The 16,481-nt window shown below is 38.3% G+C and carries 19 protein-coding genes and 1 pseudogene; 14 read left to right on the top strand and 6 right to left on the bottom strand.

What is annotated here, in order from left to right; genetic code table 11:
- Positions 1-36: 36 nt before the first annotated feature.
- The 13 genes and pseudogenes from FF52_RS03115 to FF52_RS03055 all read left to right on the top strand — a co-directional run.
- Positions 37-489 (top strand): annotated as a pseudogene (locus FF52_RS03115) (conjugal transfer protein TraG); the annotation flags it as partial.
- Between the two features lie 12 nt (positions 490-501).
- Positions 502-1,185 (top strand): hypothetical protein, encoded by a 684-nt coding sequence (locus tag FF52_RS03110; protein WP_008462849.1) that lies wholly within the window; start codon positions 502-504, stop codon positions 1,183-1,185.
- A 12-nt stretch (positions 1,186-1,197) separates the two neighbouring features.
- Positions 1,198-1,812 (top strand): hypothetical protein, encoded by a 615-nt coding sequence (locus tag FF52_RS03105; RefSeq protein WP_008462847.1) that lies wholly within the window; start codon positions 1,198-1,200, stop codon positions 1,810-1,812.
- An 11-nt stretch (positions 1,813-1,823) separates the two neighbouring features.
- On the top strand, positions 1,824-2,459 hold the full coding sequence (locus FF52_RS03100) for a hypothetical protein (RefSeq protein ID WP_035690693.1): 636 nt from the start codon (positions 1,824-1,826) through the stop codon (positions 2,457-2,459).
- 43 nt (positions 2,460-2,502) lie between these two features.
- Positions 2,503-3,660: a conjugative transposon protein TraJ gene (gene traJ / locus FF52_RS03095; RefSeq protein WP_416371844.1), complete on the top strand. Its 1,158-nt coding sequence runs from the start codon at positions 2,503-2,505 to the stop codon at positions 3,658-3,660.
- Entirely contained in the window at positions 3,661-4,290 is a 630-nt protein-coding gene (gene traK, locus FF52_RS03090; protein WP_008462842.1) for a conjugative transposon protein TraK, read from the top strand.
- 5 nt (positions 4,291-4,295) lie between these two features.
- Complete coding sequence (locus tag FF52_RS03085) at positions 4,296-4,550, top strand: hypothetical protein (RefSeq protein WP_008462841.1); 255 nt, start codon at positions 4,296-4,298, stop codon at positions 4,548-4,550.
- Positions 4,551-4,561: 11 nt separating this feature from the next.
- Positions 4,562-5,848 (top strand): conjugative transposon protein TraM, encoded by a 1,287-nt coding sequence (gene traM / locus FF52_RS03080; RefSeq protein ID WP_008462840.1) that lies wholly within the window; start codon positions 4,562-4,564, stop codon positions 5,846-5,848.
- Between the two features lie 15 nt (positions 5,849-5,863).
- Positions 5,864-6,727 (top strand): conjugative transposon protein TraN, encoded by an 864-nt coding sequence (gene traN, locus FF52_RS03075; RefSeq protein WP_008462839.1) that lies wholly within the window; start codon positions 5,864-5,866, stop codon positions 6,725-6,727.
- Positions 6,728-6,742: 15 nt separating this feature from the next.
- Entirely contained in the window at positions 6,743-7,888 is a 1,146-nt protein-coding gene (locus FF52_RS03070; RefSeq protein WP_008462837.1) for a hypothetical protein, read from the top strand.
- A gap of 29 nt (positions 7,889-7,917) precedes the next feature.
- Positions 7,918-8,970: a hypothetical protein gene (locus FF52_RS03065; RefSeq protein ID WP_008462835.1), complete on the top strand. Its 1,053-nt coding sequence runs from the start codon at positions 7,918-7,920 to the stop codon at positions 8,968-8,970.
- On the top strand, positions 8,970-9,254 hold the full coding sequence (locus FF52_RS03060) for a hypothetical protein (RefSeq protein ID WP_008462833.1): 285 nt from the start codon (positions 8,970-8,972) through the stop codon (positions 9,252-9,254). The genes FF52_RS03065 and FF52_RS03060 overlap by 1 nt, the downstream gene beginning before the upstream one ends.
- Positions 9,255-9,809: 555 nt before the next feature.
- Positions 9,810-10,367: a hypothetical protein gene (locus FF52_RS03055; protein WP_008462831.1), complete on the top strand. Its 558-nt coding sequence runs from the start codon at positions 9,810-9,812 to the stop codon at positions 10,365-10,367.
- Between the two features lie 145 nt (positions 10,368-10,512).
- On the opposite strand, the gene FF52_RS03050 is transcribed toward FF52_RS03055, so the two are convergent.
- Entirely contained in the window at positions 10,513-10,758 is a 246-nt protein-coding gene (locus tag FF52_RS03050) for a hypothetical protein (RefSeq protein WP_035690633.1), read from the bottom strand.
- 214 nt (positions 10,759-10,972) lie between these two features.
- Positions 10,973-12,418: a caspase family protein gene (locus tag FF52_RS03045; protein WP_008462826.1), complete on the bottom strand. Its 1,446-nt coding sequence runs from the start codon at positions 12,416-12,418 to the stop codon at positions 10,973-10,975.
- 532 nt (positions 12,419-12,950) lie between these two features.
- On the opposite strand from FF52_RS03045, the gene FF52_RS03040 reads away from it, so the two are divergent.
- Positions 12,951-13,172, top strand: a complete 222-nt coding sequence (locus tag FF52_RS03040; RefSeq protein ID WP_157498495.1) for a hypothetical protein — start codon at positions 12,951-12,953, stop codon at positions 13,170-13,172.
- Positions 13,173-13,458: 286 nt separating this feature from the next.
- Here the strand turns inward: FF52_RS03040 and FF52_RS03035 are convergent, their stop codons facing one another.
- From FF52_RS03035 to FF52_RS03020, 4 genes are all read right to left on the bottom strand, one after another.
- Positions 13,459-13,794, bottom strand: coding sequence for a helix-turn-helix domain-containing protein (locus FF52_RS03035; RefSeq protein WP_008462822.1), 336 nt, complete (start codon positions 13,792-13,794; stop codon positions 13,459-13,461).
- 91 nt (positions 13,795-13,885) lie between these two features.
- Complete coding sequence (locus tag FF52_RS03030) at positions 13,886-14,638, bottom strand: hypothetical protein (RefSeq protein WP_008462820.1); 753 nt, start codon at positions 14,636-14,638, stop codon at positions 13,886-13,888.
- Entirely contained in the window at positions 14,638-15,894 is a 1,257-nt protein-coding gene (locus FF52_RS03025; protein WP_008462818.1) for a site-specific integrase, read from the bottom strand. Before FF52_RS03025 ends, FF52_RS03030 begins: the two co-directional genes overlap by 1 nt.
- A complete protein-coding gene (locus FF52_RS03020; RefSeq protein ID WP_035690687.1) occupies positions 15,891-16,448 on the bottom strand; it encodes a helix-turn-helix domain-containing protein in 558 nt (185 codons plus the stop codon). The genes FF52_RS03025 and FF52_RS03020 overlap by 4 nt, the downstream gene beginning before the upstream one ends.
- Positions 16,449-16,481: the final 33 nt, after the last annotated feature.

Here is a 16,481-nt window from a genome sequence, read left to right as displayed (position 1 = left end):
GCCCAAAGAGTTCCACCATCGTCCCTTTTTTGAGCGGCGGAATACATCAAATATCTTTTCAAAACAGTAAGAAAGTTTTTCGGCGAAGCCATAGTGGTAACCCAGGAAGTAGAAGACATCATCTCTTCTCCAGTAGTAAAGCAGGCGATCATCAATAACAGTGACTGCAAAATCCTGCTGGATCAGAGCAAATACCAGAACAAATTTGACCAGATACAGGAACTGCTCGGGCTTACCGAAAAAGAAAAGGCGCTTGTGCTCTCGGTCAACAAAGCAAACGATCCTCATCGGAAATATAAGGAAGTCTTTATATCACTGGGCGGAATGTCCTCAAAAGTCTACAGAACTGAAGTGTCTTTAGAGGAATACCTTGCCTACACCACTGAGGAAAGCGAAAAAGTAAAAATGAATGCCTATGCTTCAAAGTTTGGCGGCGACATCCAAAAAGGCATTGCGGCAATGGCACAGGACATCAGAAACGGAATTTAAACCGAAAAAAAAATGAAAAAGAAATTAATTGCCATTATGGTCTGCCTGCTGCTTGCCAGCACTCCGGCAATACCGGCAGAAAAAACGGCAGCGCTGCCGATTTTGGAGATTGTTAAAGCGGTAACAAAAAAAGTAATCAAAGCCATTGACCTGAGGATTCAGAAACTGCAGAACAAAACCATCTGGCTTCAGAATGCACAGAAACAGGTAGAGAATGTACTTTCCAAACTAAAGCTTGATGAAATTTCAGACTGGACAAAGAAACAGAAAGACCTTTACAAAGGCTATTATGAAGAACTGGCGAAAGTAAAATCTATCATTACCTATTACCAGAGGATAAAAGACATTACGCAAAAGCAGAGCAGGCTGGTTGAAGAATATGAAAGAGCATGGAATTTGTTTAAGCAGGACACTCATTTCACAGACAGCGAAATCCAGTACATGGAGCGGGTATATTCAGGAATCCTTGAAGAGAGCCTCAAAAATATTGATCAGATCTTTTTGATACTGGATTCCTTTAAAACCCAGATGAGTGATCTGAAAAGGCTTGAAATAATAAATAATGCTGCTGACCAGATAGACGCCAACTATGACGACCTCACCCTCTTTAACAAGCAGAATGTTATACTGAGCCTTCAGAGAGCCAAAACGGAGGCAGATATAAATCAGATAAAACAATTTTACGGAATTCCATAATTCAGAGAAAAAATGAAAAAATTTGTTTTAGTACTCGCGCTGCTGCTGGTTTTCCAGCAGTCAGTTCATGCACAGGCCAAACAGCGAAAAGAGCTGCTGCTTCAGATTGCAGCGCTTCAGGTTTATATGGATTATGCTAAAAAAGGCTACTCGGCAGTATCCAAAGGCCTTAATTTCATCGGCGATGCCAAGAGAGGTGAAGTTAATCTGCATGCCGACTATTTTACTTCTCTGCTGAAAATCAATCCAAAAGTCAGGAATTATTACAAGGCAGCAGAAATTGTTGCGCTGCAGTTCAAAATAATTAAAATCTGTAAGAAGACTTACGCCGATCTTAAAGGCAGTGACTTGTTTCACGGAAACGAACTGGATTATATCGAGCGGTCATTTGAGAGGCTGCTTGAGAGCTGCAGTGATACATTGGACCAGCTACTAGTAATCACAACCGATTCAAAACTGGAGCTTAAAGACGACCAGAGAATCGAGCGCATTGATGAACTGCACAAAGCTATGCTTGAAGACTATAAGTTCTGCGTCTCTTTCAGCAATGATGCAAAACTGCTTTCCCTTTCCAAGGCTGCAGATAAAAAAGAATCCAAAGATATTAATTCCCTATACGGACTTTAAATTTAAACATGATGAAAAAGATATTGATTTTAGGGATGGCCGCCTGGCTATTAATGGCTCCTCAAAAAGCAGAAGCCCAGTCAGCAGAAATACAGCAGCTGATCCTGAATATTGAAAAACTCTCCCAGTTCAAAAAGATCTTAAGTGATATGAAAAAAGGATACGAGCTGCTCTCGGGAGGATACAAGACTGTCAAGGAAATGTCTGAAGGCAACTTCAGCCTGCATAAAACTTTTCTGAATGCCCTTATGCAGGTGAGTCCAGCTGTAAAAAATTACAAAAGAGTCGGCGATATCATCAATTCGCAGATACTGCTGGTCAGGGAAAGCAGAAAAGGGCTAAACCGTTTTGTAAAAAGTGACAGCTTCAGCGGTGAGGAAATAGGATATTTTGAAAAGGTTTACGGAAATCTGCTGATCCAGAGCCTAAGAAATCTGGACGAACTCACTATGGTAATTACTGCCAACAAACTCCGAATGTCAGATGACGAGCGGCTGGAGGCAGTGGACAACATCTATCTGGAAATGCAGGATAAGCTATTGTTTGTAAGAAGTTTTAATGCTTCATCAAACATACTGGCACTCCAGAGGGAAAAAGAGAAAAACGATGTATATGCTTCCAGAGAACTGCGTGAACTTAAAGACTAAAAAGATGAAAGTGCGGTTAATCAAAAAGGCTTTTTTTACAGTTATGCTTCTGATGCCTCTATTAATATCAGCCCAGGGATTAGGAGATAACATGCAGAGCCTGCATTCAGTTTTGGACCATCTTTATGATGAGATGATGCCGCTTTGCAGCAACCTTTTGGCCGTTGGACAAGGCATTGCTGGATTCGGGACAATCTGGTACATCGCTTCCAGGGTATGGAGGCATATAGCAAGTGCCGAACCAATCGATTTCTACCCATTGTTCCGCCCGTTTGTAATTGGCTTCTGCATCATGATTTTTCCCTCGGTTCTCGCTCTTATAAATGGAGTTATGAAGCCTACAGTTACTGCTACCGCAGCTATGGTAGCCGGGTCGAATAATGCCGTGGCGGTTCTTCTGAAAGAGAAAGAAAAGGCAATTAAAATAAGCGATCCATGGAAAATGTATGTAGGGGAAACAGGAGCCGGCGACCGTGATAAGTGGTATAGATATACGCATGACGAGGACCCATCGGAAGAAAACATGCTGGCAGGCATCGGCAATGATGTAAAATTTGCAATGGAAAAGGCATCGTACAATTTCAGGAATTCTGTCAAAGAATGGATGAGCGATGTGCTGCGAGTTTTGTTTGAAGCCGCATCGCTCTGCATCGATACACTGCGCACCTTTCAATTGGTTGTACTCTCTATCCTCGGACCGCTTGTATTTGGAATAGCAGTTTTTGATGGATTCCAGCATACACTCACTGTATGGCTGGCAAGGTATATCAATATTTACCTCTGGCTTCCCGTTGCCAATATATTCGGCAGCATTATCGGCAAGATCCAGGAACTGATGCTCAAACTCGATCTTACTCAGGTACAGACTACAGGAGATACCTTTTTCAGCAGAACAGATATGGCTTATCTCATTTTCATGATCATCGGCATTATTGGATACTTTACTGTGCCGTCAGTGGCTAATTACATCGTTCATGCAGGCGGCGGCGGAGCACTCGCACAGAAAGCTACCAGCCTTTTCAGCAGTTCTGCAAGTTCTATAGCGTCAAAGGCCTCTCAAGGCACTGCAATGGTTATGGATTCTATGGGAAATGCTGCAGGCAGAATGTCACAGGGAATGTCCTCATCCGCTGCTTCCGCACCTTACTTTGAAGATAAAGGAAACTACATGAGCGATAAGCTCAAGGGAAATTCAAAATAAATGATGCTCATGTTTACCAAAATGAAAAATATCGATACGGCCTTTAAATATGTCAGAAGCTTTACAATGCTGGTAATAGCAGGATGTGTGGTTATCTGCTGCTATACCATTTACAAAACTTTTCAGACCGTCAGCAGCATGCAGGACAAGGTTTATATTCTTGCTGCAGGAAAAGCATTGGAAGCATATGCATCGGAGAGAAAAGATAACGTGCCGGTAGAAGCAAAAGACCATGTACAAACCTTCCATAAGTTTTTCTTTACACTGGATCCTGATGATAAGGTAATCAAAACCAACGTAACCAAAGCTTTGTATCTGGCTGATGACAGCGCAAAACGGATCTATGATGATTTAAAGGAAAATGGGTTTTATTCCGGAATAATATCAGGCAACATAAGCCAGACTATCCAGATTGACAGTGTGGCGGTGGATATCAATGACTATCCTTATCGCTTTAAATGTTTTGCAAAGCAGAACATAATACGAACTACAAGTATCTTAAGAAGAAATCTTATTACAGAAGGAAGCCTTCGCAACGTATCCAGAAGCGACAATAATCCTCATGGCTTTTTAATTGCACGTTTCAATACCATTGAGAATAAAGACCTGGCAATAGAAAACCGAAAGTAAAGACTATGAAAGCACTGCTAAAAAAACAGGAAGCGCCATTTATCTACAGTAAGCACTACTTAATGGCACAGAAAGAATGGGCTGAAAGAATGAGTATCATCTCACAAGGCTTTTCCAAAAAAAAACTCGTTTTTCTGCTGGTATTGTTTACAGTTTTATCAGCAGGATATTTTCTCTATAACATTTATACTGCTTTGTCAGGCAATGCCTCTTCAATTGAAATAAATGCCGGCACCTCTAAAATTAAAGCAATCCATTAAAAAATAAAGACATGGAAACAAAAACTATATCGCTGAAAGAATCTAAAAAACGAAAAATGCTGCTGATTCTTCCCATTATAACACTGCCCTTCATAACTATTCTCTTCTATAGTTTAGGCGGCGGCAGAATGGAAGCATCTCAAACTGCAAATGAAACAAAAAAGGGATTCAATTTTGATCTTCCTCTTCCCAGTTTCAAAGAGGATTCTTCTCTGGATAAGATGAGCTACTACGACCAGGCGTCTACAGATTCCCTAAAACTGCAGGAGCAGATCAAAAAAGACCCCAATTATTCTAATGTATTGTCTTCGAAGGAATTTGGTGATGAATTTATACAGGACGATTTTGAAAGACAGATTTTTATAAAACGAAAATCAGCTTTGAATTCCACTGCGCTGCAGAACAGAAATGAACAGAAAATCTATGAAAAACTGCATGCCCTGCAAAAAGCAATCAGCCAGCCGGCTGCAAACAATTACGGTCAGGATATGAGCGAGTTTGAAAACTACAACTCATCAAATGAAACCTCCAAGGAAATAAAAAACTTGGAGCAAATGATGTCTTCAATGGGTGCTTCACAGGAACCTGATCCGGAACTGCGGCAGCTTGGAGGAATGCTTGAGAATATACTTGATATCCAGCACCCAGCCCGTGTGCAGGAAAGACTGCAGCAGTCCGCAGACAGCAAAAAAGGGAAAATATTAAGTGTCGACCTTAAAAAAGAAAGTGATAATACGACTTCCCTTCAGCAGAACACTGACCTTTCAGCTGCCTATAAAGGAAATTCATTCTATACGGAAGATGAGAGCATAAAGTCGGATGATCAGCCCAATTCAATCCAAGCAGTAATCCACGAAACACAGACCATTGTAAACGGATCTGTCATAAAGATGAGACTCCGCAGCGATGTCATGCTTCAGGGCACCATCATCCCTAAAAACACATTTTTATATGGAACGGCATCTTTAAAAGGGGAAAGGCTGGAAGTCAAAGTGAACAATATCCAGTATAGAAACTCAATTTTTCCGGTGGAATTAACGGTATATGATATCGACGGAATTGGCGGGATTTATATCCCTGGAGCCATCAGCAGGGATGTGGCTAAAGCTTCGGCCGACCGTTCCATTCAAACATTGGGGCTGACGGGAGTAACGGATTCTTGGGGTGCACAGGCTGCAGGCATGGGAATTGAAGCAGCAAAAAGCCTGATGAGCAAGAAGGTAAAACTTGTAAAGGTCCAAGTTAAAGCAGGCTATAATGTCCTGCTGTATGATGAGAAACAAAAAAATTTAAAATAACTAAAAGGCTATAAAATGAAAAACAAAAGTTTAATCTGTCTGCTGTGTCTTTTTATGACAGCCTTATCAGGCTTTGCGCAGTTTATCAATAAAGTTACGAGCTATAATGCCGACCATCTCACAAATCTGCAGATTGGCTATTCAAAAACAACAAGCATTGTTTTTCCATATCCGATTAAGAGCATGGATAAAGGAAGCGCTGATGTCCTGATGCAGAAAGCAAAAGGCGTTGAAAATATTTTACTCCTTAAAGCAGGGAAGCAGAATTTCACCCAGACTAATATTACTGTAGTTACGGCTGACAGCAGACTTTATGTATTTGTGCTGAACTATAATGATGAGTGTCCTGATCTAAGCATTAATGCTGAAAATGCAGACGCAACAAGCAGGGATCTGCTTTTTTCTTTAGAAAACGAAAATCAGAAAATAATTGAAAAGTGTGCTTCGCTCGCTTTATCCAAAAAGAAAAAGATTAGCGGATTAAAAAAATCCAAGCATCAGATCAAAGTGGAGGTAAACGGCATCTTTATACATCAGGATGTTTTGTATCTGCGTGTTGTTTTTGAAAACAAATCAAAGATTAACTACGATATTGACCAGCTTCGCTTTTTTATCAGAGACCAGAAGAAGTCAAAACGTACCGCATCGCAGGAAATAGAACTGCAGCCCTTATACACAACTTCATCTTCTGCAGTAATACCGTATAAATCTGAAATAATTAAAGTCTATGCGCTGGAGAAATTTACCATTCCTGAGAGTAAATATCTAACGCTTCAGATGATTGAAAAAAACGGCGGAAGACATTTGGAAGCAGATATAAATAATAATCTGACCGATAAGGTATTTCAGATTGCAGAATTCAATATAGACACTTTTTAATTTTAAAAATAGATTATGATCATCAATCTGACTGACACTGAAATGATGCTGTCCTACATTGAAGAAATGGTTTACTATGGATATAATTACGTGGCTTTTAATACAGAAGAGATAACTGAAATCAATAAAATTAAGTTTTTCAGATACCAATTGGATGCAAAGGAATACTGTCTGGCGAAAATTAATGATGCTGAATATTTTCAACATGTACCGATTGGAGAAATCATATCCGACTTAAAAGCAGTTTTAAAGAGTGAGTTAGAAAATTCCAAAAATGAAGCAATAAAAGTTACCGGATTTTCCAAAAGGGAACGGGATGGGAAAGAATTTTTAGAAAATAACTTAAACACAAACACAATGAATCAGAAAAATTTAGATTACCTAAAAGACCAGCTGAAATATACTGGGTTTGGAGAAACGTTCGATACTGAACTTAAAGAACACATGCTCAAAGGAGACAAAGAATTTAAAATTGCCCACAACGGCGTTTACGGCAAAGATACCATGTCTGTAGAATTAAATTTCAAAAAATCCGATCAGAGTGACATGTACTTTTTTAATTCCTATCATGTGAATTTAAAAAAAGAAGAATCAAAAGAAGGACTTGAGCAGACTTTCTACATAAATAATGACAGCACCAGCATTACACTCAAAGAGGCCTATAATTTAATGGAGGGGCGTTCTGTAAACAAAGACCTCAAAACTAAAGAAGGAGAAGCTTACAACGCCTGGATCAAGATCGACTTCAAAAATACGGACAGTAATGGAGCCTTCAAACTGAACCAGTTTCATCAGAATTACGGCTATGATCTTGAAGCCAGCCTTGCCAAACATTCCATTAAGGAGCTTGAAACTCCTAAATACAAAGAAGACCTTATCAACTCCCTTAAAAAGGGAAATCTGCAGTCGGTGACTTTCACAGTCAAAGGAACAGAGAGCAAAATGTTTGTAGAGGCGAATCCCCAGTTTAAGACTCTGAATGTCTATGACGGCAGCTTACAGAGAATCAATCACAGGGAGAGCAAAGAAGAGAAAAAATCTCAAAACGAAGAAACCTCTGAAAAACAGTCTGACAAGAAACAGAATGAAACAGTTGAGAACAACGATGAAACCCCGACTGCAAATAAAAAAAAAAGAAAACAGCAGTCTAATTCGGTTTAGAAATTTTAAAATAATTAAAAAATTAGATCATGAACCCGCAGTTTCCCGCAAATAGAGTAGAAATGGAACTCAGCCAATGGAAAGCAAGAGAGGAACGCTTCAATATGCTTTTTTCAATTACTCCGGCGGAAAACAAATCTTTGTTGGCTGAGAAACTGCGGCTGTTCGAGAAAATCAGAACGAAATACAAATCCTCAAAAAATATTGAGGAGCAGCATACGCTTCGAATCCTTAAAATGGAAATCCATAGGATGTCAAAACAATTGCATCCAAGTCTCATTTCACGCATCCTAAGGAAAATAACCACTACTGCACAAAATCAGCTTTCACTTCGCAGTGACGCAAAAAAACACGAGATAAACTTCAATTCGATTAACGAGAAAGTACAGCGTATCGGCTTTCCCGATTTATCCGAAAAAATTAAAAATCTTATCGACAAAGAACAGGAAAATTTCAGTGTGCCTCTATCCTACTACATTAATGAAAAAGAAAAGATCAATCATACTCTCTGCTTTTCAAAAAATACTGAAGGCCATTTTGAACTCGATGGATTTAAAAGTAGCCTGCAAAATAATTCTGCACCAGAAGACAGCAGGGAATACTACTTTAAAAATGGGCTGGAAAACAATTTTAAGCTGAATCAAGTTTATAATTTATTGTCAGGCCGTTCTGTAGAGCATAACCAATCATGGTTTCAGCTCGACTTTAATGATAAAGACGCTTCGGGCAATTATCACTTAAAAGAATTTCGAAATGAATATGCTTATGATTTGGAAAAGACTTTGAAGGCCTTCCCTTTAAAAGAGATATCCAGTCAATATGAAATCGAGAAACTAAAAAATACTTTAAGGCAGGGCGACAGAGCATCTGCCGTGCTGATTAAAAATGGACGAGAAAATCAGGTTTATATAGAAGCCAATCCGCAGTTTAAATCTTTGAATATATTTAACCATGAATTTCGAAAAGTACAGATCACTTCATCTGAAAAAGAAATAAAATCAAACTCGCGAATTCAGAGCTGTAAACCAAGTATAAAAAATCAATCTTTCAAAGAGGCATCTAAATCTAAATTACGACAGTAATGGAACAACTAAATCCTTTGACGGAATTCTTTAGATCAATAGAAAAAGACCAGCGAATCAGCATTACCCATATTGGAATTTTTGCGGCACTTCTTCAATTCAGAGCAAATGAAGGCAATATCAATCCTATCAAAGCCTATAGGCATGAAATTATGAAAATAGCCAAAATAACCGGTCCTGTCACATATCACAGGTGCATAAAAGATTTAAATGAATACGGCTACATAAACTACGTCCCTAAAAAAAATAGAAATCAAAAAAGCGTCATTTATTTTCTTGTTTGAAAATGGAGCTGCTATTTTTTGGGCTGCAAAATTAGATTAGTTTTTTATAAATATTCTGTAATCTCAGTTTCTCGGTAGAATCGCGGCCGCAAAATAATTTTTAAAACTAAAAGCCATCCAAAAATCACACTTTACAAAACCATATTCAAAATGCATTAGTTTTGTCAGCACCTTTTGAAATTATTATTGAAAAACTGGGAACCGAAACATAAAATGGATTCAACTTTTTAGCCCAGCTAGCAGTGAAAATCCTTTTGTGCCGGTGTTTGACACAAAATATTGGAACGTATAGCGGGAAAAGCTCCCAAAAAAACTAACCCCTTATTGATTATTGTGAATCGCATTGGTCTGCGATCTATCCTTCTGCTAAAACAAAAAAACCGCCGTAAGGCATTAATAAATCGACTGACTAGCCCTTTCAGCCGTTTTACTATTCTTTTTTACCGCATAGATTTGCCAAATCCAAATAATCGCTTAATTTAGTACTGCACAGCCTTTAACATAAGCGTGGCGTTATAATGCAAAGCTCTAATCCAAAACAACCATTACATTAAAATGAACCGAAATATCAAATTCACTCTGCTGCTCCTATTATCATTAGCGGCGGGCGGCTGCAACAGCTCAACCAAAGAAAAAGAACTGGAACTCAAGGAGAAGGAACTCCTGCTAAAAGAGAAAGAGCTCTCCCTAAAGGAAAAGCAGGCGGGCAGGCCAAAAATTACAACAAATGACGCCGTAAGGCTAGCTGAAAAGCAGTTCAGAAAATACCTCCCTAAAATCTTAGCCTCTCATGATGCGGCGCTTGACATTCAGCAGTCTTACACCGGGGATTTTACCGGGGACGGCATTGAAGATATTGCGGTATATTTCTGCCTTGTCCCAAAAGACGGAGGAAATGCAATTGTAGCACAGGGTTTGACGCTGTATCAGAACAGCGGCTTTGATGTCAAGGTCATTGCCGGTTATGAACCTGATACCCTGTTTCAGTTTGACAAGATCACAGGCGGCCAAATTCATGTCGAATTGTTGGAATATGCCGAAAATGACGGGCACTGCTGCCCCTCCATAAGGACTCCACACATCCTGACCATTTCAGGAAGCAGGGCCTACTGATTGAACACTAGAATTTCTTCTCAATGTCACTTCACCTAACTAATCAAACAAATCAATAATAAAACTCGACTGATTTTTTTCAAATATTCAAATGTAATTTAATCTGCGATAAATAATTATCACAGTTAAATGAGGCATCAACATATTATATGATGGAAACTGTATCGGAAATATTCTCCGCATCGATAAACGACGCAATATACTGCTGCGACTCGCAGCGCTGCTCGGGCGAAGTCTCAAAAGTATTGATGTGGAATTCCTCATCCTGATCTAGGATGTGGATGATTTCCGTATAGCCTTTTGAAATCAGGCTTCCCTTTAACTTGATGACGGTGAGCTGCTGGCGCGGGTCCAAATCTTTTCTTACCTGTATCTGTATTGCCTTCTGCATTATCAAGACCTGTCTGTTAGCTGCAAATAAATTTATTTTCAAATATAAAAATTTTAAACTTCGAGAAATACTGCATCAGCAATATTAACACAATCTTGAGATACGCAAAAATCGAGCTGATAGATTTGAATGTCTTTTGTTTTTAACTTACTTTTTTGGAACGGCTCACTTTTTTAAATCATAAAGCTGGTAAAGCGGGCATTTTTTGCCCATATTAACTTCGAAACCAGTTAAGTATATCAATATCTATTTTTTTCAACACGATAAGTTCGTCTATCTCATCAGAATACCATCTATAAAGCATTTTAACCTCCAACTCGTATATTCTTAACAAGATATTAAACAGGGCCTCCCTCTTTTCCTCTAAAAAGATTATTTTGGAATCTGCCTTTATCTGCAGGAAATAAACATACAGGCTGGAAACACTCTTGAGGTACTGCAGGATTAAATTTGATTTCTCTGAGCTGTAAAACTCCCTGCTTGGATTTAGAAATTCGAAATGTCCTGCTTCATGTTCAGCCATTAACCGCAATGAATCACGATCTTCAGTTCGTATTTCCTCATTCTGTTCCAATAATTTAAGTTCGTGTCCCTGCATGATCCTTTCAATTCTTCTTTGCTTGGATTTATATTCGTTGTTGAAGTCGGATACTTTCAGCTCGATTTTTCTAATATTTTCAGTCTGCTGCTTTGTCGCTTGCACATTGCTGAACATTTGGTTAATATACTCTGCAGTCGTTCCATGTATTAAATCTTCCAATCTTTTTTCTTCGTCTCGAAGCTCCATAGCACGTTTATATTTTTGTGCCAGAACAAGATCATGCTTTTCTTTGTTCAGCAGTCTGATTTTGGCTATCAAGGCCAGATGTCCATCTGCCATGGGAATATATAGATTGCCTAATCTTATTTTTAAAAAATTGGAGCCATTCTCAGGCTTTTCAGCTTCAGATCCCTTCAATTTGAAAATAAACGACCCTCCTTCGTGTCCGACACGATTTAATGCCCCGCACATAGGGGTTTGTATACGATCACTATTGAAACTCATAAGAAGATTGCTTGATAGGACGCTAAAGGGCATTTCCGGCTGAACATTTACACTTAGAAGCTTTATCAGATTTTCTGCAAATGGACTATTCCTTCCCTTGGCGCCATCACTTACATTTTCAATGCCTCCTGATGTCAAAGCTAATCGTGATTTTCTCTTTTCAAAAGCCTCCATGCCTCCTCCTCTATGCGGATTTTCAAATATAGCCCCGGAGAAACAAGAATCAGAAATTATCGCTATGTGAAATGCTTCCGAAGCGTTAATAAAAGTCAAAATCTCGCTAATATTAATCCAAGTTGAAACATCAGCAGGGTCGCAGTCTGAGGGCTGCCAATAAGATGTTTTCAATATGTCGCTATATTGTCCGTGGCCGGCATAGATTAGAAGAATATTTTCATCCTCGAGCGCCTGCGCAAAAATTTGGTTGAGTTTATTGAAAATTGATTTTCGCGTGGTATCAGTTTTCTCATAAAGAAAATCTACATCCTCAAAAACATATTTCTCACTTAAAATTGAAATCATCGCCGACACATCACTTTTTGCATTTTGAATTTTATTCAGTTCCACATCATCATACTCATTTACTGCAATTGCAATTATTCGGTTTATTTTCATCTTGAATGTTATTTTAAAATCTCTTTCTTTTATAGCGGCAAACACTGTTGGAACTAAATTAATTTAAATTTTGTATTTGCCAAAGTAGCCCAATAAAATATAAAATCATTCTTAAATATAAAGTTTGATTTTTGAAGTTTATAAGCTGCTTATCATGAAAATTGCAGCCGATTTAAAACATCATTAAGCAAATAATCAACTTTGTGGCAAAAACGTGGCCCTTGCAATCTTAGGAAATAAGAAATGTGGCAAAATCAAGGCTTGATACCTTTAGATTCAAAACTGTATACCCTTTTCTTTTTATACAGATCATCACTTCCAGAAAATATTTAATTAACCATAAAACATAAGAATATGATTGCCTTAATTACTATTACTCATCTTATTTCCTCATTACATATCTAATCAAATAATTAATCAATTTGCACCATATTAAATAATTTCGTACATTTGCATAATCAAACAAGGTACTCAAGGCAGTATGGTTGATAAAAAGCGCAGGTTCTTATTTTTTCTGTTTTTACTGGTTTCAGTGTGTGTACATACACACGAATGTTTTGAAGTTGGCCGTGAAATATTCGGTATCCACAATGCTATGCCGCATTTAGGCAATAATAATGATAATGACGATGATAACTCTAAAATAACTTTAACTATGGAAAAAACAACAAACGATTACAAAAATGACGCATTTGAAGAAGTGCAAACTACAGAAGATAAGAACCCGTCAATTAGCCTGCTAACTAAAATATAAAAAGCTTCCAATTTCGGAAGCTTTTACTTTTTATATCAATTGATGTTTTAATTTTCAGTTTTGGTTGCGGTTTGACACTAAACTAACCTCAACATATCTTTTCTCACCCTCTGTCGAATGAATAGTTTGTCTCAGTCTTAAGAAAAAAACGATTGATGAAATATATCTGAGTTACTTCTCAAAAAATGGCTTAATTTTATTTTTCTTTAGATAATCTATCATTTTGTTACTATTTTTTTAATGTTATAATGGAGTGACTTAAGTATTCTTGCTGTCTATTATCCATCTATTTATTACGATTATATTTCAATACTTCTGATTCGATTTCCTGTATTGTTTTCTTTTTCCCTTTAGAAATCCATTCTAAAAGCTCTTCTTCAAAAAAATAAAGTTTTTTACCATACTTATAACACGGGATTTTTCTCTGCCTTACAAGAGTGTAAATTGTGGGCTTTGCTTTCCCTATCAGCCGGCTTGCTTCTTCAATTCCGATAGGATTGCTTTTAGATTTAGATTCATATACCTGTACATTCTGAATCATAGACTTAATTTCTGCAATTTCTTTCGCTATGTATGCAACTGCCTTGGGCAGATTTTCAAAAGAGATATCATTTATGTCCATAACTACCGTTTTTAATTGTTATGGTACAAATAAAAAAAGTGTTTTTGCTGTGTCCTGTTTCACAACAAGAACACTTGAAAAACACAGTGTTTTAAAGATGAGTAAAATCTTCTATTATCTTTATAATGCCTTTCCGTTCATCATCTTTCATATGCGTTTTAATGCTGTTTTCTTCAACATCTTTTAAAGCATAGGCAAAAGTTAATTTTAGAAATTGCGCGGCTCTGTCCTGTCTGCTGACTTTAAAATAATTCCAGATATTCCAGCCAAAATGATACAAATCCAGATTGGACAGATCTTTTACTTTTACCGGCTTAATATTTTCGAAATTTATTTCTTCGGCATATATTATTATATTCTTACTCAATTGTTTCAAATCATCATCCGCTGCATACAGCGCGAACTCGTGATGAGCATAACGGATGGCAATATCAATTCTGGCCTGTTTTTGATTTTTGATCACATTTTGCTGCTCTTCCCTTATCTGTTCAATATCTCCTGCTGAATTTTTATTTTCAGGCAATTCGGGTTTAGTTTTTAAAGCATCCTGCAGTTCCTCGTCAATTTTTAGAAGGTCTTCATTTGGAATGCGGCTTTCAGGCGGTCCATTTTTTTTAGCTTTCAAAAAACGATTCAGCAAGCCGGCTACCAATTCGTTTAGAAATAAACTTAGAATTGCAAACATTAAAACTCCAAATCCAGTGCTGATCCAAAAGAAAACGCCGGCAGTATATTCATCAGCGCCTTTTTCCAGAAGCACCATTCTTCCTATTATGCCGACAAAGACACACACCAAAAATACAGACAGGTAAACTGCAATATATTCGAAGTACTTTGTTTTCATTACTCTTTTTTCTTTAAAGATACCAATTGTATTGCTTCTGATGCTTTATTTTTCTTCTCATCTACCACTTTTGCATAGATCTGAGTAGTTTTTACGTTGGTATGTCCCAGCATTTTACTTACCGTATAAATGTCTGTACCGCTGGATAACTGCAGTGTTGCAAATGTATGTCGGAAACAGTGGAAGGTAATATTTTTTTTAATGCCTGCCGATACAACCCATTTTTTCAAAGGGCGAGAAATCCAGGACGGGTCAGGCAGATCCTCAAAAACAAGCTGCCCGGAGAGCCTTGGTTCTCCGCAGAGCTGGAAAGCCTGCCGAGAAATAGGCATATATTCGACACCCCTTGTCTTTTTCTGCGTGAAATGCAGTTTGACCATGCCATCTTCCAGGCTTATCTCTTTCCAGCGGAGTTTCTGAATGTCGGAATGCCTCAGACCTGTAAGGGCTGAGAAAAGTGCGGCTCTTTTAAGGACATCTTTTTCACAGGGTGTTTCAGCCAATGCATTCAATTCTTTAATGGTCATATATTCACGTCTTGACTCCTGATCCGGAATGCCTTTTATTTTTGAAGATAAATCAACTGTTAGATATCCGTCGATAAAGGCCTGTTTTAAAGCCGCTTTAAAAATGGAAAAATACCTTGCCGCAGTGTTGTGGGATAGTATTCCTTTTTTGCCTCCTCCGAGCGGGGCACCCAGAAGAAACAGTTTAAAATCTTCCGCCATTCTGTTGTCAATCTGGGAAAACATCAGAGTACCTTTAGAATAGTTTTTTAAAAATTCTCCGGCACGCTCCCAAGTAAACTGAATGGATTTTGAACTTCGTACATGCCTTTTAGCAGCCACTGCAGAAAGGTATTTGATAAAATCCTCTTTTCCTTTCTCTTTCTGTTCGGCCATAAGGTTCTCCGCGTCACTGTACAGATTAATATTATCGTAATCTTTCTGCCGAATTTTACGCACTCCGTCGGCATACAGCATGATCTCACGGTCGCTTTCGCTTCTGCAGATTATAATTCCGTTATCATTCCGTTTGGGTTTATAGGACTTTGATCCAGCCGCATCTGTCCGAGCAGTTCTTTTCTTGTCCCACTCCACAGTTGTTATGGATCTGTTTAGATATTCACGGATTCTCTGGGGAGTTTTCTTTCCGGAAATCTCAACAGGATAGCTTTCTATGTAAACATACCATTCATTTCGATCTTCTGCTTTGCGAAGACGCACCGTCACCTTGGTTTTTGCTAATTGCTTCATATAAAATCATTTCCGTTATACAAGTTGTCAATTTCGCTTTTTGGCGCATATACATGTTTTCCGATCTGTCTGGTCGGGATTGAATATTTCCTGATATGGCTGTAGACAGAACCTTCAGATATTTGAAACCTCTGAGCTATTTCGCCGATGGAATAGCAGTCCTCTTTTTCAAGGCTGTATAATTTTTTCTTGAGTCCGCTTTCAGCCTGCGGCAGATTACGTGCAGGGCCGAACATCTCTTCCGTAACTCTGCGGTCTATTCTTATAAGGCGGGTTCCCAGATTAACTGAAGGAATTTTTCCCTGGCCTACAAGGCGGTAAAGCGACTTATTGGTAATGCCAAAAAGCATGCCAGCTTCAGGAATAGAAATAAATGCCCTATTCTCGGGTATTTTATCTGTAAGCGCTTTGAGCTCCTCTTCAATTTTAAACCGTTTCATCTTCTGTTTGTATGCTTTTTTGCTGCATACATGCGAGCAGTAAACAGAAGTCACAGTTTTAGGGAGAAATTCCTCCCCGCAGTTAAGACATTGTTTATTCGTTCTCTTCATCATCTTTGTCTCCCTATTAAGACCCCATAAGGGTAC

The sequence above is a fragment of the Flavobacterium sp. F52 genome (genome assembly GCF_000278705.1).
GTDB lineage: Bacteria > Bacteroidota > Bacteroidia > Flavobacteriales > Flavobacteriaceae > Flavobacterium > Flavobacterium anhuiense.
This window is presented reverse-complemented; position numbering and strand designations above follow the sequence as displayed.